Here is an 18,227-nt window from a genome sequence, read left to right as displayed (position 1 = left end):
TATGGCACGCATTATTGTTGTTACTTCGGGTAAAGGAGGCGTTGGCAAGACCACCTCCAGCGCGGCCATCGCTACTGGTTTGGCCCAGAAGGGAAAGAAAACCATCGTTATCGACTTCGATATCGGTCTGCGTAACCTCGACCTCATCATGGGATGTGAGCGTCGCGTCGTGTATGACTTCGTGAACGTCATTCAGGGCGATGCCACGCTGAACCAGGCGATGATTAAAGACAAGCGCACCGACAACCTCTACATTCTTCCGGCTTCTCAGACGCGTGACAAAGACGCCCTGACCCGTGAAGGGGTGGAAAAGGTGCTCGACGAGCTGAAAAAGATGGAGTTCGACTTCATTGTTTGCGACTCCCCTGCCGGCATCGAAACCGGTGCCCTGATGGCGCTCTACTTCGCAGATGAAGCGATCATCACCACTAACCCTGAAGTTTCATCCGTGCGTGACTCAGACCGCATTCTGGGGATCCTCGCCTCTAAATCCCGTCGTGCGGAAAATGGCGAAGACCCGATTAAAGAGCACCTGCTGCTGACCCGCTACAATCCGGGCCGCGTGAACAAAGGTGACATGCTGAGCATGGAAGACGTGCTTGAGATCCTGCGCATTAAACTGGTGGGCGTCATCCCGGAAGATCAGTCCGTGTTACGCGCCTCTAACCAGGGCGAGCCAGTGATCCTTGATACAATGGCAGATGCAGGTAAAGCTTACGCCGATACCGTTGACCGTCTGCTGGGAGAAGAACGTCCTTTCCGCTTCATTGAAGAAGAGAAGAAAGGTTTCCTCAAACGCCTGTTCGGAGGATAAGTTATGGCATTACTGGACTTTTTTCTCTCGCGGAAAAAGAACACCGCCAACATCGCAAAAGAACGTCTGCAAATTATCGTTGCGGAGCGTCGTCGTAGCGACGCCGAGCCTCACTACCTGCCTCAGCTGCGCAAGGACATCCTGGAAGTGATCTGTAAGTACGTGCAGATTGACCCGGAGATGGTCACGGTACAGCTGGAACAAAAAGACGGGGATATTTCGATTCTGGAGCTGAACGTTACGCTCCCGGAAGCGGAAGAGTCGCGTCCGTAGGATTGTGATTTTGTAGCCCCGGTAAGCGCAGCGCCACCGGGGGATATGCCGGGCCTATGCCCGGCATATTTTTTATCTCGGATAACCTTCCAGCAGCGTATTCAGACGATCGGCCATCAATTCGCCGCGCCATCCCGCCATCATCTCCGGCACGCCATTCTGCGGCTTCAGCTTCCAGTGCCAGTTAAGCAGCTGATTAATCTGTCGGCGTGATGCGAGCAGTTCAGCGCTCAGTTTGCTTTCCGTTGCGACTTCCTGCACCAGCGCTTTAATGTCCTTGAAAGCCTTGCGATAGCCCGGCATATCCATCAGATTCAGCAGCGGTTCCGGCAGCGCGTCGTCGGGTAATTCCTGCGCCTTAGCGACCAGCGCCAGCAGGGTTTTGCCGTGGAAACGGATCTCGCTACCCGAAAGCCCAATGCTGTCCAGCTCGCCGAGGCTGCCCGGCATATAGCGCGCGACCGCCCAGAGATGCTCTTCGCGAACCACAAAGTTGACGGCCAGATCGCGCTCGCGCGCTTTACGCAGACGCCAGTCCGCTAACAGCTGCAGGCACGCCAGCTGGCGCGTACGCAGCTGCCAGGCGTTGCTGATATCGCGCCAGGCCTCTTTCGGGTCAACCACTTCCTGGCGACGCTGCTGGGTCATACGACACTCGTCCAGCGCCGCGGAGAGCCATCCAGAGGCTTCGGCCTCTTTCATCAGCTGTCCGGCAATTGGCAGCAGGTAAAACACGTCAGCTGCCGCATACTCCAGCTGACGCTCGGTAAGCGGACGCGCCAGCCAGTCGGTGCGGGATTCGCTTTTATCCAGCGCCAGGCCCGTGTACTCCTCTACCATGGCGGCAAAGCCCCATGAGAGAGGACGATTGCTGAATGCTGCGAGGATCTGCGTATCAATCAGCGGCTGAGGCATGATGCCAAAGGTGTTCAGAAAGACTTCCAGATCTTCACTGCCTGCGTGCAGGTATTTCGTCACGGCGGTATCGAGCAGCAGATCGCGCATAGGTGCCCAGTCGGTAATCCCGAGAGGGTCAATCAGCGACACGTGCTTACCGTCGTACATCTGAATCAAACCCAGCTGCGGATAGTACGTCCGGGTACGGACAAATTCGGTATCCAGGGCAATGGCAGGAAAGTCGCGCGTCACTTCGCACAGCGAAGCCAGCTCGTCATTGGTCGTGATCATCTGGTAATTCAAAACGGGTTCTCTTTTGTTTGCGCCCATAAAAAACGCCGGCTTAACCGGCGTCTGGGCGATTAGCGTGAAGCTCAGGCCTTATTGTCTACTTTGCCACGGGCTTCGTCACGTAATTCTCGTCGTAATATCTTTCCGACGTTGGATTTCGGCAGCTCATCGCGGAATTCAACCAGTTTCGGCACCTTGTAGCCCGTCAGCTGACGACGACAGAACGTTATCAGCTCCTCTTCCGTCAGCGAAGCGTCTTTCTTGACCACAAATATTTTGACCGCTTCACCGCTGCTGCCGGAAGGGACGCCTACGGCCGCCACTTCGAGCACGCCGCTATGCTGCATAACCACGTCTTCAATCTCATTCGGATAAACGTTGAAGCCGGAGACGAGGATCATGTCTTTCTTACGATCGACGATGCGCAGGAAGCCCTCTTCGTCCATCACCGCGATATCACCGGTATGCAGCCAGCCGTCTTTGATGATTTCGTCGGTCGCGTCGGGACGCTGCCAGTAGCCCAGCATCACCTGCGGACCTTTGACGCACAGCTCGCCAGGCTCGCCCGGCGCGACTTCGTTATCGTTATCGTCGACCAGTTTGGCCTCGGTGGAAGGGACAGGCAGACCAATGCTTCCACTGTGATAGTCGATATCATGCGGGTTAACGCTGACCAGCGGCGCGCATTCCGTCAGGCCATAGCCCTCCAGCAAATACTGGCCGGTGAGCTTCACCCAGCGCTCGGCCACCGCCTGCTGAACCGGCATGCCGCCGCCCGCAGAGAGATGCAGCGTGGAGAAATCCAGCTGCTGGAACTCTTTGTTATTAAGCAGCGCGTTAAACAGGGTGTTCACCCCGGTCATGGCGGTAAACGGATATTTCGCCAGTTCTTTCACCAGCCCCGGAATATCGCGCGGGTTCGTAATCAGCACGTTCTGACCGCCCAGCTCAATAAACAGCAGGCAGTTCATGGTCAGCGCGAAAATGTGATACAGCGGCAGCGCGGTGATCACCAGCTCTTTACCCGGATGCAGCAGCGGCCCGTAGGTCGCATTGACCTGCTCAAGGTTCGCCAGCATGTTGCGGTGGGTCAGCATCGCGCCTTTCGCCACGCCGGTGGTGCCGCCGGTGTATTGCAGGAAGGCCAGGTCTTCGCAAACCACTTCCGGCTTAACGTACTGCATACGATAGCCCGCGTGCAGCGCACGGCGGAAGGAGATAGCATCCGGCAGGTGGTATTTTGGCACCAGACGCTTGACGTACTTGACGACAAAGTTAACCAGCGTGCCTTTGGCTGTGGAGAGTTGATCCCCCATGCGCGTCAGGATGACGTGTTTCACCTGGGTTTTGTCGACCACTTTTTCCAGCGTATGGGCGAAGTTGGATACAATGACAATCGCGGCCGCGCCGCTGTCGTTCAGCTGATGCTCCAGCTCGCGCGGGGTATACAGCGGGTTAACGTTGACGACGATCATCCCGGCACGCAGGATACCAAACAGCGCCACCGGGTATTGCAGCAGGTTTGGCATCATCAGCGCGACGCGGTCCCCCTTTTGCAGCCCCAGCCCTTCCTGAAGATAGGCCGCAAACGCGCGGCTACGCTCCTCAAGCTTACGGAACGTCATCACCTCGCCCATATTCACAAATGCGGGCTGGTCCGCGTAGCGCCTTACCGAGTGCTCAAATAATTCCACCAGGGATTGATAACGGTCAGGATTGATCTCCGCAGGCACATCTGCGGGATAACGGTTAAGCCAAACCTTTTTCAATGCATCACCTCTGAACTGAGTGTTCGTCGTCATCACAACCCCGATAATAAACAGTTTGTTAACATTATATTAACTCAGCGTACCAGTTTATTAATTGCCCAGATTTAAGGTTGCGAAGCGCGTCACTCTTTTTTTTCGTTGTAGCCGTAAAAAAACAGAGACAGCGGCTGAGCCGCTGTCTCTTTAGTAATAATAACAGTAAGTTACTCAGTAACGATGGTCTGTACCTGTGCAGGTCCCGGGTTATACCAGCCCCAGCCCGGGTAGCCGTAACGATAAGGGTGTGGTCCCCACATCCACGGATCGATCGGCTGAGGCGGCATGATCACCTGCTGCGCCAGCCGCCAGCGTTTATAACCGTTGACCTGCATGGTCATAAATTTATACGGCGTGCTGCCGATTTTACCCTGCACGGCGCCGGTAATCGGCCCGACGACGGTCACCAGCTGTCCGCGAAAATCAACCGGGTCGAGGAAACCACCGACGTCCGCATAGATGCGTCCCCGGGAGGCTTCGCCCAGTACGGGACGCGCGCCGCTGTCCAGCGGAACGGTCGCGATCTCCAGGCGGGTTTTCCCCTGCTGGTTTTGCACGTCGATCACCTTACCGCCGAAGCGCGCTTCCTGGCCGACGTACAGCTCAGGCGCATTCATCACCCGAACCAGATCCTGCTGGGGCGTCGGGCTGCTGCCCTTGATCGCATCAGGAACGGAAACGCATCCGCTCAGTGCTATGGCTACCGCGCCTGCCATAATAAGGCGTACTGCTTTAGTCTGAACCGCCATGATGCGACTCCTTTTTCTCAGTTCCTGTTACTGAGATTCACTCGCGGCCCGGAAGTTTCTTCCACGCGACGGTGTTTCGCAAATAAACCGGCTCCGCGTGTTCAACGGCAACGGTTTTTCCTGCTGCAAGCAGCTGACAGGCAATGGGAAGCATATCCTCAGCGGCCGGCAGAAGCATGTTGCCGTCCACCAGCGTCACCCCGGTGTCGTTCGCCATCTCAGGCCACGCCGGCCAGCCCGTGCCGACGGTCGCCCACTCACCGGACAATTGTTTCAGCCTTTCAGTGACCGCTTCCGGCTTAAGAACGGCTTCCGTCTCTTCACCGTGCCACACGCCCTGCTCGTCGCGAGTGTATTCGGCCCAGTAGACTTCGCCCATGCGGGCGTCAATCGCGGCCAGAACGCGGGTTGCTCCGGTCATGCGCCATGCGCCCTGCGCCATAGTGGCGAGAGTAGAGACGCCAATCATCGGCAGTTCGGCGCCCAGCGCCAGCCCCTGCGCAATGCCAATCCCGATGCGTACGCCCGTAAAGCTGCCGGGGCCGCGGCCAAAGGCCAGCGCGTCGAGGTCGGTTAAGGAGGTATTGCTCCGGGTTAAGATCTCTTTTACCAGGGGCAGAATGCGCTGGGTGTGTTCCCGCGGGCACTCTTCGAAATGAGCAGAAACAGCGTCGTTGTTCAACAGAGCAACAGAGCAAGCCTCTGTTGCGGTATCAATAGCCAGAATTCGCATGGGTCGTCGCGCTCTCGCAAGGGGCAGTCACAAAATGGCGCGCATCTTAGCACACTCCGGGGTAAATTACTCCGCCGTTGGGTTTGCCAGGAAACGCACCGCGCGTTTTATGTCCCGCGTCCGCGGCGCGGGCGGCAGGCTTGCAAGGAAGGTGGCGCCGTAAGGGCGCATGACCAGCCGGTTATCGCAAATGACCAGCACGCCGCGATCGGTGACGTCGCGGATCAGACGCCCTACCCCCTGCTTGAGGGTGATCACCGCGTCCGGCAGCTGTACCTCGTCGAACGGATCGCCACCGCGCAGGCGGCAGTCTTCCATCCGCGCCTTCAGCAGCGGATCGTCCGGGGAGGTAAACGGCAGCTTATCGATGATCACCAGCGAAAGGGTGTCTCCCCGCACGTCGACCCCTTCCCAGAAGCTGCTGGTGGCCACCAGCAGGGCATTACCGGCGCTGACGAACTGCTGCAGCAGCTGCCCTTTACTGGTTTCACCCTGCAGCAGCACCGGCAGGGTCATGGTGGCGCGGAACTGCTCCGCGAGGTCGCGCATCATGGCGTGAGAGGTGCAGAGCATAAAACAGCGGCCGTTGTTGGCCTCGATCATCGGTTTTAGCATCGCCGCCAGGTGGCGCGCCGCGCCCGGCTGGTTAGGCAGCGGAAGATTGCGCGGGACGCAGAGCAGCGCCTGCTTTTCGTAATCGAACGGGCTAGGCAGCAGCAGCGACTCCGCCTGCTCAATGCCCAGACGCCCGGTAAAGTGGTGCAGATCGTCATTCACCGACAGGGTTGCCGACGTGAAGATCCAGCTTCCCGGCTTTTGCGCCATCACCTCTTTAAATTTATCCGCCACCGTCAGCGGCGTGAGCGCCAGCGTGAAATGCCGCGAGGTGCACTCGTACCAGTAGCTGAAGCCCGGCTGGTTAATCTCTTTCAGCCGCTTGAGCCGTCCGCGGTAGAGGGTGGCACGCTCGAAGGCGGCATCCAGCAGCGCGGAACGGCCGAGCGACAGTTTCGCCACGTCGTAGCAGAGCTCCAGGGCATCATCGAGCAGCAGCAGCGCGCGCTGGATATTTTTGTCCGCCAGCAGTTCGCGCAGGTTACCGCGATAGCCCGGCTCGCCGAGCTGTAACCGGAAATCCTGCGCGCTTTGCGCCAGGCGGTCGGCACACTTCTGCAGCTGCTGGGTATCTTTCAATTCGGTTCGGTAAGCAATGGTGAAATCTTTCGCCAGGTCCTGCAGCTGGCGGCTGGAGAGCGACTGGCCGAAATACTGGCTGGCGATATCCGGGAGCTGGTGGGCTTCATCGAAGATCATGACGTCCGCCTCGGGGATCAACTCACCAAAGCCGCTGTCCTTGACCACCATATCCGCGAGGAACAGATGGTGGTTGACCACGACCACATCGGCATCCATCGCCGTTTTGCGCGCTTTTACCACAAAGCAGTCTTTATAGAGCGGACAGTCGCTGCCGAGGCAGTTGTCGTTGGTGCTGGTCACCAGCGGCCAGGCAGGTGAGTCTTCCGGCACGCTCGCGCAGGTGCTGATATCCCCCTCTTCCGTCTGGTTCGCCCAGGCGCGAAGAATAATAACGTCGCTCAGGGTTTGTACCGGCAGATCGCCGCCGGCCAGCGCCTGCTGCTCGAGACGCTCCAGGCAGAGATAGTTGGATCGCCCTTTCAGCAGCGCCAACCGGCCTTTGTATTTCAGCGCTTTTGCGACGGTGGGCAAATCACGGCTGTAGAGCTGATCCTGCAGGGCTTTCGACCCCGTCGAGATAATGACCTTTTTTTTGGCCCGCAGCGCCGGAGCGAGATAGGCGTAGGTTTTCCCCGTGCCGGTTCCGGCCTCCACCACCAGCGGCTGCGCCTTATCAATAGCATTCGCAACGGCGTGCGCCATCTGCCGCTGAGGTTCACGCGGTTTGAAGCCAGGAATGGCCTGTGCTAATTGACCTTCAGGGGAAAAATCGTCTGCCACGGGTGCTCTCTCACTGTATTTTTGCACAGGGATTATGTCAGCCCATCCTCTCCAGTGCCACCCCAAATAGTGACGACGACGGAACAATATGGCAGTCTTGCCGCCTGATGACGAAAAATAACGAGGAAACGTTTATGACGATTGTGCGCATTGATGCCGAAGCCCGCTGGTCTGATGTGGTGATCCATAACCAGACGCTGTACTACACCGGCGTACCGGCTAACCTGGACGCGGATGCCTTCGAGCAAACGGCTAACACCCTGGCGCAAATTGATGCGGTACTTGCTAAGCAAGGTAGCGACAAATCCCGCATTCTGGATGCGACGATCTTCCTGGCAAACAAAGACGATTTTGCGGCAATGAACAAAGCCTGGGATGCATGGGTCGTGGCGGGTCACGCGCCTGTACGTTGCACCGTACAGGCCACGCTGATGAAACCGGAGTATAAGGTTGAGATCAAGATTATCGCGGCGGTTTAAGCCCGGTTACTCTTCTTCATCTTCATCTTCGAATCGCGCCACAATCCGCTCGCCGGTATGACTGGCGCGAATCTCCTGAGCGACAACGGTAATCGCCTCTCCGCTGCTCATACCCTGGGTCATCAGTTCCTGAATGCGTTCAACCGCTTTCTGCTGTTGGTCATGACTGAGAGAAGGTAAACCTGCAAACATCGTCAACTCCTGCTAAATTATTCGCGCTAATTATTTCACGCTGCCCGGTAGTATGCCACACATGAACATGCGCTTCCCCACTGTTATTACCTTGCCCTGGCGCACAGACGCTGCGGAATTCTGGTTTGACCGCCTGAGCCACCTTCCTTTTGCGATGCTGCTGCATTCCGGCCACGCGGACCACCCTTACAGCCGCTTTGATATCCTGGTAGCCGATCCGCTGAAAACGCTGACGACCAGCGACATGTCGTTAACGGACGATCCGCTGATGCTGCTTCAGCAAGAAATTAACGCGCTGGGCCTGGCTGCCACCCCGAACCCGGACCTCCCCTTTCAGGGAGGCGCGCTGGGCCTGTTTGGCTACGATTTAGGCCGTCGTTACGAAACGCTGCCCAAGCACGCGCAGGCGGATATTTCCCTGCCAGACATGGCCGTCGGGCTGTATGACTGGGCGTTAATTGTTGATCACCAGAAAAAAACGGTTTCACTGCTGAGCCATCGTGACGTGCAAGCGCGTCTGGCCTGGCTTGAGGCGCAGCAGGCTGCCCCGGCACAGCCGTTCACGCTGACCTCAAAATGGCGCTCGAATATGAGCGCAGCGGAATATGCAGAAAAATTCTCGCGCGTTCAGGCGTATCTGCAAAGCGGCGACTGTTATCAGGTCAACCTTGCGCAGCGTTTCCAGGCGACCTATCAGGGAGATGAGTGGCAGGCGTTTACCCGTCTGAATGCCAGCAACAGGGCGCCGTTCAGCGCGTTCGTACGTCTGGAACAGGGAGCTATCCTGAGCCTGTCGCCCGAGCGTTTTATCCATCTGGCGGAGGGCACTATTCAGACCCGCCCGATCAAAGGCACCCTGCCGCGCCTTGCGGATCCTGATGCCGATCGCCAGCAGGCGGAAAAACTGGCCGCCTCGCCGAAAGACCGCGCCGAAAACCTGATGATCGTCGATCTGATGCGCAACGATATCGGACGCGTGGCCGTTCCGGGCAGCGTGCGCGTGCCGGAACTGTTTGTCGTCGAGCCTTTCCCGGCCGTGCATCATCTGGTCAGTACGATTACCGCACGGCTGCCGGATTCACGCACGGCCTGCGATCTGCTGCGCGCCGCGTTTCCGGGCGGCTCTATCACCGGTGCCCCAAAGGTGCGGGCGATGGAGATCATTGATGAGCTGGAGCCGCAGCGCCGCAACGCCTGGTGCGGCAGTATCGGCTACATCAGCCTGTGCGGCACGCTGGATACCAGCATTACCATACGCACGCTGACCGCCTGCGGCGGAAATGTATACTGTTCGGCCGGGGGCGGCATTGTCGCCGACAGCCAGGTCGATGCGGAATATCAGGAAACCTTTGATAAAGTTAACCGTATCCTGAAACAACTGGAGTAATCACGGGTGGAAAAAGAGAACCTGACGCTGGATGACTTTTTATCTCGCTTTCAGCTATTACGACCGCAGGTCAACCGCGAAGCGCTGAATCAACGCCAGGCGGCCGTGCTGATCCCGGTCGTGCGTCGCGCGCAGCCGGGCCTGCTGCTCACCCAGCGTTCTCCCCATTTACGCAAGCACGCCGGTCAGGTCGCCTTTCCGGGTGGCGCAGTCGATAGCACCGACGCCTCGCTGATTGCCGCCGCGCTGCGGGAGGCGCAGGAAGAGGTCGCCATTCCGCCGGAAGCGGTTGAGGTCATCGGCGTGCTGCCGCCCGTCAACAGCGTCACCGGCTTTCAGGTTACGCCGGTGGTCGGTATTATCCCGCCGGACCTGCAGTATCACGCCAGCGTCGATGAAGTCTCAGCGGTGTTTGAAATGCCGCTGGAAGAGGCCCTTCGACTGAGTCGTTATCACCCGCTGGATATCCAACGCCGGGGGCATGACCATCGGGTGTGGTTATCCTGGTATCAGCATTATTTTGTCTGGGGCATGACGGCGGGCATTATTCGTGAGCTGGCGTTGCAAATCGGCCTGAAGCCTTGACTATACTTTACATTCTACCCTCTTCTGCCAGGTTTGCGATCCGCGTCGCGCTATTAGCAAAACCCATCGCCAACCATTAGTTTAATTCATGTGAATAGTTAAGCCGAGGTCGGTGTTCCCTCTTACACTATGCGCAGTTATAACATCGTTACTGGAACCCCGGTAACCCTGTCAGGAGTGTGAAAGTGATTAGTATATTCGACATGTTCAAAGTGGGAATTGGCCCTTCGTCTTCCCATACTGTTGGCCCGATGAAGGCCGGTAAACAGTTCGTCGATGATCTGGTCGAAAAAGGATTACTGGAAAGCGTTACCCGTGTCGCCGTGGATGTTTACGGCTCGCTGTCATTGACGGGTAAAGGCCACCACACCGATATCGCCATTATTATGGGTCTGGCGGGCAATATGCCGGATACCGTAGATATTGATGCCATTCCGGCATTCATCCGCGACGTGGAAACACGCGGCCGCCTGCTGCTGGCAAACGGTCAGCAGGAAGTCGATTTCCCGCAGGATGACGGCATGCGTTTTCGCAGCGACAACCTGCCGCTGCATGAGAACGGTATGACCATTCACGCTTTTAGCGGTGAAAAAGAGATTTACAGCAAGACGTACTACTCCATCGGCGGTGGCTTCATCGTGGATGAAGAGCATTTTGGCAAAGACAGCGTTGGCGACGTCAGCGTTCCGTATCCGTTTAAGTCGGCTACCGAGATGCTGGGTTACTGCAAACAGACCGGTCTTTCACTGTCCGGCATGGTGATGCAGAACGAACTGGCGCTGCACAGCAAAAAAGAGATTGAAGACTATTTTGCGAACGTCTGGCAAACCATGCGAGCCTGTATCGATCGCGGGATGAACACCGAAGGTGTCCTGCCGGGTCCGCTGCGCGTGCCGCGTCGTGCCTCTGCCCTGCGCCGCATGCTGGTGACCACAGACAAATTCTCCAACGACCCGATGAACGTCGTCGACTGGGTGAACATGTTTGCCCTGGCGGTTAACGAAGAGAACGCCGCCGGTGGCCGCGTCGTGACTGCGCCAACCAACGGCGCGTGCGGTATTGTTCCCGCGGTGCTGGCCTATTACGACCACTTTATTGAGCCCGTTACGCCGGATATCTACATCCGCTATTTCCTGGCGGCAGGTGCCATCGGTGCGCTGTACAAGATGAACGCCTCCATCTCCGGTGCTGAAGTCGGTTGCCAGGGTGAAGTGGGCGTGGCCTGTTCTATGGCGGCGGCCGGCCTTGCAGAGCTGCTGGGCGCAAGCCCTGAGCAGGTCTGCGTGGCGGCAGAAATCGGTATGGAGCATAACCTCGGTCTGACCTGTGACCCGGTCGCAGGCCAGGTGCAGGTGCCGTGCATCGAGCGTAACGCGATTGCATCGGTGAAGGCCATCAACGCCTCACGTATGGCGATGCGCCGTACCAGCGAACCTCGCGTATCGCTGGATAAGGTGATTGAAACCATGTACGAAACGGGCAAAGACATGAACGCGAAGTATCGCGAAACGTCCCGTGGTGGCCTGGCCATTAAGGTGCAGTGCGACTAATACTGCCTTTCGCCCATCTGCAACGGATGGGCGAATTTCCCTCTTCTTCCTCGTCTCCTTCTGCTTTCCCCACTACACTTTCACTGTTGCGTCCGGCTTTTGTGGCTGGTGGCTTATCAGGCGACCGTTCATGCAAACTGCACAAACGATCATTAAAAACTATCGCCGAAAACGCGTTATCGTCTGTGTGGCGGTTGCGCTCCTTACGCTCATCCTGACGTTAGGCATTCGCTTTATTTCACAGCGCAACGTTAACCAGCAGCGGATCCTCGATTTTACTAGCCATTCCGTTCGCGCCCTCGATAACGTACTACTTTCTTTAGAAAACCGCCGCAGCGTGCTACAGCCGCTGGTCGGTCAGCCGTGCCCGCAGGCGCACCTGGCCCTGAGAAAGCAGGCCGCCATTTTGCAGACGGTGCGCTCCATCGCCCTGATTAAAGACGGTATCCTGTATTGCTCGAGTATTTTCGGAAGCCGCGATGTGCCCGTCCGCGACTTTTTGACGGAATTACCCGCCAGCACCGCAAAACTGATTTTATCGACTGACCAGTGGCTGCTGAAGGGCAGCCCGATAGTGATCCAGTGGTATCCCGTCTCCGGGAGCGGTGAAGATGGCATCATCGAAATCATCAATATCGATCTGATCACCAAAATGATTCTGGAGCCGCAGCGTCCGCTCATCAATGACGTGGCGCTAAGCGTGGGCGATCGCTTTTTGCGCTATGGTCAACGCGTCACCGACAGCCTGACGTTTGATGAGGATGGCTCCATTTTCCAGCAGTCATCATCCCGAAATCCTTTCACCATTACGGTCAGCGGGCCAGGCCCTGGACAGCTTGCCTTAAAAAGCCTGCCAGCCCAGCTGCCGCTGGGGCTCATGCTCAGCCTGCTGCTGGGCTATCTCGCCTGGCTGGCCACGGCAAACCGGATGAGCTTCACGTGGGAGATCGACATGGGGATCGCATCGCGGGAATTTGAACTTTTCTGCCAGCCGCTGGTGAATGCCCGTACCCAGAAATGCACCGGCGTTGAGATCCTGCTCCGCTGGAATAACCCCCGTCAGGGGTGGATCTCACCGGAGGTGTTTATTCCTCTGGCTGAAGAACACAACCAAATTGTCCCCCTCACCCGTTATGTGATCGCCGAAACGGTGCGCCAGATAGGCTACTTCCCCTCCAGCGCCGGTTTTCACATCGGTATTAACGTCGCCGCCAGCCATTTCCGTCGCGCGGTGCTGTTGCAGGACCTGAACCGCCTCTGGTTCAGCGCCCATCCGCGCCAGCAGCTGGTGATTGAATTAACGGAGCGGGATGCGCTGCTGGATGCGGACTATCGCATCGTGCGCGAACTGCATCGTAAAGGGGTGAAGCTCGCCATCGACGATTTTGGCACCGGAAACAGCTCCTTCTCCTGGCTTGAAAAGCTGCACCCGGACGTGCTGAAAATCGACCAGTCGTTTACCACGGCCATTGGCACAGATGCCGTGAATTCAACGGTGACGGATATCATTATTGCTCTGGGTCAGCGGCTGAATATCGAACTGGTGGCTGAAGGGGTCGAGACGGAGGAGCAGGCGCGATATTTACGCCGCCATGGCGTACCTGTCCTGCAGGGGTTTTTCTATGCGCGGCCGATGCCGCTACGGGACTTTCCAGACTGGCTGGCGGGACGTACTCCCCCGCCAGCGCGTCATAACGGGCACATCGTGCCCTTAATGCCGTTGCGTTAAGCAGACTTACTCATCTTCGTCGTGGGCAGATTGTTCTTTAACAATGCGGACCATATCAACGCGATAGTCGTTGGCTTCGACGATCGTAATGTGCAGCGGCGGCAGCTCGATCACATCACTTACGCGCGGGATTTGCCCGTTAACGGCGATAACCAGACCGGCAACGGTCGCGATATCTTCTTCATCGTTAACCACGTTTTCCAGCCCCAGCGTGTGCGAGAGCGCGTGCAGGTCGGTCGTTCCTTTAACCAGCCAGCCTTCGCCGTCGGCGACGATCTCCGGCGTTTCGTCGGCATCCGGGAATTCACCGGCAATCGCTTCAAGCACGTCCAGCGGCGTCACCAGACCCTGCACCACACCAAACTCGTTGGTAACGATGACAAAGCTACCGCGCGCGCGGCGAAGCACGCCCAGCAGGTTGATCGGATCCAGCGTTTCCGGCACGACAATCGCAGGCGATGCGGCAGCAACGGCTTCGACATTGACGCCCTCTTCCAGGGCGACCAGCATCTCTTTTGCCCGCACGACGCCGATGATCTCATCGAGCTCACCGCGACACACCGGGAACAGGCTGTGCGGTGAAGAGAGCAGCTGCTGACGAATTTCATCCACGCTCAGGTTCGCATCAACCCAGCTGATTTCCCCGCGCGGGGTCATGATCCCGCGCAGTGAACGAGAGGCCAGAGAGAGCACGCCGTTAATCATGTAGCGCTCCTGTTCCACAAACGCCCCTTCCGGAACCGGAACCGGGTTGTGGTTTTCGGAATCAGACTGAACGTTCACCTGACGACGACCGCCCATCAGGCGCAGAATGGCATCTGCGGTACGGGCGCGCAGCGGCTGATTAGACTGCTGCTTAATGAAGTTACGGCGCGCAATCTGGTTGAACAGCTCGATCAGGATCGAGAAGCCAATCGCGGCGTACAGGTAGCCTTTCGGAATATGGAAGCCAAAGCCTTCGGCCACCAGGCTCAGACCGATCATCAGCAGGAAGCTCAGACACAGGACCACCACCGTGGGATGCTGGTTCACGAAACGCGTCAGCGGTTTCGAGGCCAGAAGCATGACCGCCATTGCAATAACGACCGCAGCCATCATTACCGGCAGATGGTTCACCATGCCGACCGCCGTGATCACCGCATCCAGCGAGAAGACCGCATCAAGCACCACGATCTGCAGCACCACTACCCAGAAGCTGGCATAGCCTTTGCCGTGCCCATCGTCATGCTGCCGGTTTTCCAGCCGCTCATGGAGCTCAGTCGTCGCTTTGAAGAGCAAGAATATCCCCCCGATCAGCATGATCAAATCACGGCCGGAGAAGGTGTAATCCATGACGGAGAACAGCGGTTTGGTCAGCGTGACCATCCAGGAGATGACGGACAGCAGGCCCAGTCGCATGACCAGCGCCAGCGAAAGACCAATCAGACGCGCTTTATCACGCTGTTTTGGCGGCAGTTTGTCCGCGAGGATGGCAATAAACACCAGGTTATCGATGCCGAGAACAATCTCCAGCACCACCAGCGTGAGCAATCCTACCCAGATTGACGGGTCCATTAAGAATTCCATGACAAGCTCCTGCTAAAGGAATGACGAAACGGTGCCCCACTCAACGTGGGCAAAACAGAGGAAGACAGAGTCGATACGTGGCGAGGATCGCCAGTGAAAAAGGCGCGAAATGGCCTGGAAGATGACTGACGTCGGTGACGGTCCATATAGTGGGCTGTAGCCCTATACTCCTGAACAATTAAACGGAGGCTAAACATATCAGACACAATGCATTTTTAGCAAAGATTTACGTTCCTTTGCAAAGATCTGTAACACTGGGGCTGTAACCTTAAGATAAATCTGTCACGTGTGGCTAAATTACGGATCTTCATCACATAAATTATTTTTTCACTATCTAAAATAATTCGCGGAAGTCTTAGTTTTTTGAACTCTAACCCTTATCTGAATCGATTCGGTTCGCCAATACGATTCTCAGTACGACTGCCCGGCAGGCGTATTAATGATAATAAAAGGAGGTAGCAAGTGACCATTGCTATTGTCATAGGCACACATGGTTGGGCTGCTGAGCAGCTACTCAAAACGGCAGAGATGCTGTTGGGCGAGCAGGAAAACGTCGGCTGGATCGATTTCGTTCCCGGTGAAAACGCCGAGACGCTGATTGAGAAGTACAACGCTCAACTCGCGAAGCTGGATACCAGCAAGGGCGTGCTGTTTCTCGTTGATACATGGGGCGGCAGCCCGTTCAATGCTGCCAGCCGCATTGTCGTCGATAAAGAGCACTATGAAGTTGTCGCCGGGGTAAATATCCCCATGCTGGTGGAAACCTTCATGGCGCGCGACGACAATCCGTCTTTCGACGAACTGGTGGCCCTGGCCGTTGAAACCGGTCGCGAAGGGGTAAAAGCCCTGAAAGCGCAGCCGGTAGAAAAACCAGCCCCTGCGCCTGCAGCGGCACCGAAAGCGGCAGCGCCGGCAAAACCGATGGGCCCGAATGATTACATGGTTATCGGCCTTGCCCGTATTGATGACCGCTTAATCCACGGCCAGGTTGCCACGCGCTGGACCAAAGAGACCAACGTTCGACGCATTATCGTGGTCAGCGACGAAGTAGCCGCCGACACCGTTCGTAAAACCCTTCTGACTCAGGTTGCTCCTCCTGGCGTTACCGCGCACGTCGTGGATGTCGCCAAGATGATCCGCGTGTACAACAACCCGAAATATGCGGGTGAACGCGTCATGCTCCTGTTCACTAACCCGACAGACGTTGAGCGCATTGTTGAAGGCGGCGTGAAAATCACCTCCGTGAACATTGGTGGTATGGCATTCCGTCAGGGCAAAACGCAGGTCAACAACGCCATTTCAGTCGATGCGAAAGATATCGAAGCATTCAACAAGCTGAATGCGCGCGGTATTGAGCTGGAAGCCCGTAAGGTTTCCACGGATCAAAAACTGAAAATGATGGATTTGATCGGCAAAGTTGGGAAATAAGCCCGCGCCGGTTCTCACATAAAGTTTATGTAATAGGAGAAGTGCAATGGAGATTACCACTCTTCAGATTGTGCTGGTGTTCGTCGTCGCATGTATTGCGGGTATGGAATCCGTACTTGATGAATTTCAGTTCCACCGCCCTCTGGTGGCCTGTACGCTGATTGGGGCCGTTCTGGGTGACATGAAAACCGGTATCATCATCGGTGGTACCCTGGAAATGATCGCCCTGGGCTGGATGAACATCGGTGCGGCGGTTGCGCCCGATGCCGCGCTGGCCTCTATCATTTCTACCGTTCTGGTTATTGCCGGTCACCAGAGTATTGGTGCAGGTATCGCCCTGGCGATCCCGCTGGCAGCCGCAGGCCAGGTTCTGACCATCATCGTTCGTACTATCACCGTGGCCTTCCAGCACGCGGCGGATAAGGCGGCTGACAACGGTAACCTCACGGCACTGTCGTGGATCCACGTTTCGTCCCTGTTCCTGCAGGCGATGCGTATTGCGATCCCAGCCGTCATCGTTGCGATCTCTGTCGGTACCAGTGAAGTCCAGAGCATGCTGAACGCCATTCCTGAAGTGGTCACCGGCGGTCTGAACATCGCGGGCGGTATGATCGTGGTCGTCGGTTATGCGATGGTCATCAACATGATGCGCGCAGGCTACCTGATGCCGTTCTTCTACCTCGGCTTCGTGACCGCTGCATTCACCAACTTCAACCTGGTTGCGCTGGGTGTGATTGGTGCGGTGATGGCGATACTCTACATCCAGCTCAGCCCGAAATATAACCGCGTCGCGGGTGCCCCAGCACAGGCTGCTGGTAACAACGATCTCGATAACGAACTGGACTAACAGGTGAGCGAAATGGTTGATATGACAAAAACTACCACCGAGAAAAAACTCACTCCGGGTGATATTCGTGGCGTGTTCATCCGTTCTAACCTGTTTCAGGGTTCATGGAACTTCGAACGTATGCAGGCGCTGGGTTTCTGCTTCTCCATGGTACCGGCGATCAAACGCCTGTACCCGGAAAACAACGAAGCGCGCCGTCAGGCGATCAAGCGTCACCTGGAATTCTTTAACACCCATCCTTATGTAGCAGCTCCGGTTCTGGGCGTTACGCTGGCGATGGAAGAGCAGCGAGCGAACGGCGCAGAGATTGACGATGGTGCCATCAACGGTATCAAAGTCGGTCTGATGGGCCCGCTGGCCGGCGTTGGTGACCCTATCTTCTGGGGTACCGTGCGTCCGGTCTTTGCGGCACTGGGTGCCGGTATCGCGATGAGCGGCAGCCTGCTGGGCCCACTGCTGTTCTTCATCCTGTTCAACGCCGTGCGCCTGCTGACCCGTTACTACGGCGTGGCCTACGGCTACCGTAAAGGGGTGGACATCGTTAAGGACATGGGCGGCGGCTTCCTGCAGAAACTGACTGAGGGGGCATCAATCCTCGGCCTGTTTGTCATGGGGGCGCTGGTTAACAAGTGGACGCACGTCAACATCCCGTTGGTGGTTTCAACCATCACCGGGCAGGATGGCCAGACCCGCGTCACCACCGTGCAGACTATCCTGGACCAGCTGATGCCTGGTCTGGTCCCTCTGCTGTTGACCTTCGCCTGTATGTGGCTGCTGCGTAAGAAAGTGAACCCGCTGTGGATTATCGTTGGCTTCTTCGTCATCGGTATCGCGGGCTACGCTGTAGGTCTGCTGGGCCTGTAAAGCAATAACGTTAGACGCCGGGGGCTTGCCCCCGGTTTTTTTATCTGTTTTCTGGAGGATG

The 18,227-nt window shown here is 57.0% G+C and carries 17 protein-coding genes; 10 read left to right on the top strand and 7 right to left on the bottom strand.

Annotation, left to right across the window (positions count from 1 at the left end):
* Nucleotide 1: 1 nt before the first annotated feature.
* Both minD and minE read left to right on the top strand, forming a co-directional pair.
* Entirely contained in the window at nt 2-814 is an 813-nt protein-coding gene (gene minD / locus AC3WOK_RS10735) for a septum site-determining protein MinD (RefSeq protein WP_047345831.1), read from the top strand.
* Between the two features lie 3 nt (nt 815-817).
* Nucleotides 818-1,087, top strand: a complete 270-nt coding sequence (gene minE / locus AC3WOK_RS10730) for a cell division topological specificity factor MinE (RefSeq protein WP_008500504.1) — start codon at nt 818-820, stop codon at nt 1,085-1,087.
* 72 nt (nt 1,088-1,159) lie between these two features.
* Here minE and rnd read toward each other — a convergent pair whose 3' ends face one another.
* The 5 genes from rnd to yoaA all read right to left on the bottom strand — a co-directional run bounded on the left by rnd (nt 1,160) and on the right by yoaA (nt 7,539).
* Nucleotides 1,160-2,287: a ribonuclease D gene (gene rnd, locus AC3WOK_RS10725; protein ID WP_492354493.1), complete on the bottom strand. Its 1,128-nt coding sequence runs from the start codon at nt 2,285-2,287 to the stop codon at nt 1,160-1,162.
* A 71-nt stretch (nt 2,288-2,358) separates the two neighbouring features.
* Nucleotides 2,359-4,044 carry a long-chain-fatty-acid--CoA ligase FadD gene (gene fadD / locus AC3WOK_RS10720; RefSeq protein WP_072250749.1) on the bottom strand — a complete coding sequence of 562 codons (1,686 nt, stop codon included), beginning with the start codon at nt 4,042-4,044 and terminating at the stop codon, nt 2,359-2,361.
* Between the two features lie 203 nt (nt 4,045-4,247).
* Nucleotides 4,248-4,829, bottom strand: coding sequence for a Slp family lipoprotein (locus AC3WOK_RS10715; RefSeq protein ID WP_047345833.1), 582 nt, complete (start codon nt 4,827-4,829; stop codon nt 4,248-4,250).
* A gap of 37 nt (nt 4,830-4,866) precedes the next feature.
* Nucleotides 4,867-5,562 carry a tRNA (adenosine(37)-N6)-threonylcarbamoyltransferase complex dimerization subunit type 1 TsaB gene (tsaB, locus tag AC3WOK_RS10710; RefSeq protein WP_063430655.1) on the bottom strand — a complete coding sequence of 232 codons (696 nt, stop codon included), beginning with the start codon at nt 5,560-5,562 and terminating at the stop codon, nt 4,867-4,869.
* A 66-nt stretch (nt 5,563-5,628) separates the two neighbouring features.
* Nucleotides 5,629-7,539, bottom strand: coding sequence for a DNA repair helicase YoaA (gene yoaA / locus AC3WOK_RS10705; RefSeq protein ID WP_492354492.1), 1,911 nt, complete (start codon nt 7,537-7,539; stop codon nt 5,629-5,631).
* 134 nt (nt 7,540-7,673) lie between these two features.
* Between yoaA and AC3WOK_RS10700 the strand changes: the two genes are divergently transcribed.
* On the top strand, nt 7,674-8,018 hold the full coding sequence (locus AC3WOK_RS10700; RefSeq protein ID WP_047346085.1) for a RidA family protein: 345 nt from the start codon (nt 7,674-7,676) through the stop codon (nt 8,016-8,018).
* Between the two features lie 6 nt (nt 8,019-8,024).
* On the opposite strand, the gene AC3WOK_RS10695 is transcribed toward AC3WOK_RS10700, so the two are convergent.
* Complete coding sequence (locus AC3WOK_RS10695; RefSeq protein ID WP_047345836.1) at nt 8,025-8,210, bottom strand: YoaH family protein; 186 nt, start codon at nt 8,208-8,210, stop codon at nt 8,025-8,027.
* A 61-nt stretch (nt 8,211-8,271) separates the two neighbouring features.
* On the opposite strand from AC3WOK_RS10695, the gene pabB reads away from it, so the two are divergent.
* The 4 genes from pabB (at nt 8,272) to AC3WOK_RS10675 (ending at nt 13,461) form a co-directional block, all read left to right on the top strand.
* Complete coding sequence (gene pabB / locus AC3WOK_RS10690; RefSeq protein ID WP_492354520.1) at nt 8,272-9,597, top strand: aminodeoxychorismate synthase component 1; 1,326 nt, start codon at nt 8,272-8,274, stop codon at nt 9,595-9,597.
* Between the two features lie 6 nt (nt 9,598-9,603).
* Nucleotides 9,604-10,182 (top strand): CoA pyrophosphatase, encoded by a 579-nt coding sequence (locus tag AC3WOK_RS10685; protein WP_047345838.1) that lies wholly within the window; start codon nt 9,604-9,606, stop codon nt 10,180-10,182.
* A gap of 185 nt (nt 10,183-10,367) precedes the next feature.
* A complete protein-coding gene (gene sdaA / locus AC3WOK_RS10680; RefSeq protein WP_025756887.1) occupies nt 10,368-11,732 on the top strand; it encodes an L-serine ammonia-lyase in 1,365 nt (454 codons plus the stop codon).
* A 130-nt stretch (nt 11,733-11,862) separates the two neighbouring features.
* Nucleotides 11,863-13,461 (top strand): EAL domain-containing protein, encoded by a 1,599-nt coding sequence (locus AC3WOK_RS10675; protein ID WP_059312766.1) that lies wholly within the window; start codon nt 11,863-11,865, stop codon nt 13,459-13,461.
* A gap of 6 nt (nt 13,462-13,467) precedes the next feature.
* On the opposite strand, the gene yoaE is transcribed toward AC3WOK_RS10675, so the two are convergent.
* Nucleotides 13,468-15,027: a CNNM family cation transport protein YoaE gene (gene yoaE / locus AC3WOK_RS10670; protein WP_492354491.1), complete on the bottom strand. Its 1,560-nt coding sequence runs from the start codon at nt 15,025-15,027 to the stop codon at nt 13,468-13,470.
* 462 nt (nt 15,028-15,489) lie between these two features.
* Here yoaE and manX point away from each other — a divergent pair, with 462 nt between their 5' ends.
* The 3 genes from manX to AC3WOK_RS10655 are packed head-to-tail and all read left to right on the top strand — an operon-like array spanning nt 15,490 to nt 18,166.
* The gene (gene manX / locus AC3WOK_RS10665; RefSeq protein ID WP_032641236.1) at nt 15,490-16,455 is read left to right on the top strand and encodes a PTS mannose transporter subunit IIAB; all 966 of its coding nucleotides are present in this window, start codon (nt 15,490-15,492) and stop codon (nt 16,453-16,455) included.
* 46 nt (nt 16,456-16,501) lie between these two features.
* The gene (manY, locus tag AC3WOK_RS10660; protein WP_024909729.1) at nt 16,502-17,302 is read left to right on the top strand and encodes a PTS mannose transporter subunit IIC; all 801 of its coding nucleotides are present in this window, start codon (nt 16,502-16,504) and stop codon (nt 17,300-17,302) included.
* 12 nt (nt 17,303-17,314) lie between these two features.
* Entirely contained in the window at nt 17,315-18,166 is an 852-nt protein-coding gene (locus AC3WOK_RS10655; RefSeq protein WP_006810994.1) for a PTS mannose transporter subunit IID, read from the top strand.
* The last annotated feature ends 61 nt before the right edge of the window (nt 18,167-18,227 follow it).

The organism is Enterobacter sp. FW301-JW81 (genome assembly GCF_058788735.1).
Note: the sequence above shows the minus strand (reverse complement) of the source record. Positions and strands in the feature narration are given on the sequence as shown.

Bases quoted from the DNA above. Each gene is read 5' to 3' on its own strand.
- minD (WP_047345831.1), top strand. From the start codon at position 2: ATGGCACGCATTATTGTTGTTACTTCGGGTAAAGGAGGCGTTGGCAAG.
- minE (WP_008500504.1), top strand. From the start codon at position 818: ATGGCATTACTGGACTTTTTTCTCTCGCGGAAAAAGAACACCGCCAAC.
- AC3WOK_RS10715 (WP_047345833.1), bottom strand. From the start codon at position 4,829: ATGGCGGTTCAGACTAAAGCAGTACGCCTTATTATGGCAGGCGCGGTA.
- tsaB (WP_063430655.1), bottom strand. From the start codon at position 5,562: ATGCGAATTCTGGCTATTGATACCGCAACAGAGGCTTGCTCTGTTGCT.
- AC3WOK_RS10700 (WP_047346085.1), top strand. From the start codon at position 7,674: ATGACGATTGTGCGCATTGATGCCGAAGCCCGCTGGTCTGATGTGGTG.
- AC3WOK_RS10695 (WP_047345836.1), bottom strand. From the start codon at position 8,210: ATGTTTGCAGGTTTACCTTCTCTCAGTCATGACCAACAGCAGAAAGCG.
- pabB (WP_492354520.1), top strand. From the start codon at position 8,272: ATGAACATGCGCTTCCCCACTGTTATTACCTTGCCCTGGCGCACAGAC.
- AC3WOK_RS10675 (WP_059312766.1), top strand. From the start codon at position 11,863: ATGCAAACTGCACAAACGATCATTAAAAACTATCGCCGAAAACGCGTT.
- yoaE (WP_492354491.1), bottom strand. From the start codon at position 15,027: ATGGAATTCTTAATGGACCCGTCAATCTGGGTAGGATTGCTCACGCTG.
- manY (WP_024909729.1), top strand. From the start codon at position 16,502: ATGGAGATTACCACTCTTCAGATTGTGCTGGTGTTCGTCGTCGCATGT.
- AC3WOK_RS10655 (WP_006810994.1), top strand. From the start codon at position 17,315: ATGGTTGATATGACAAAAACTACCACCGAGAAAAAACTCACTCCGGGT.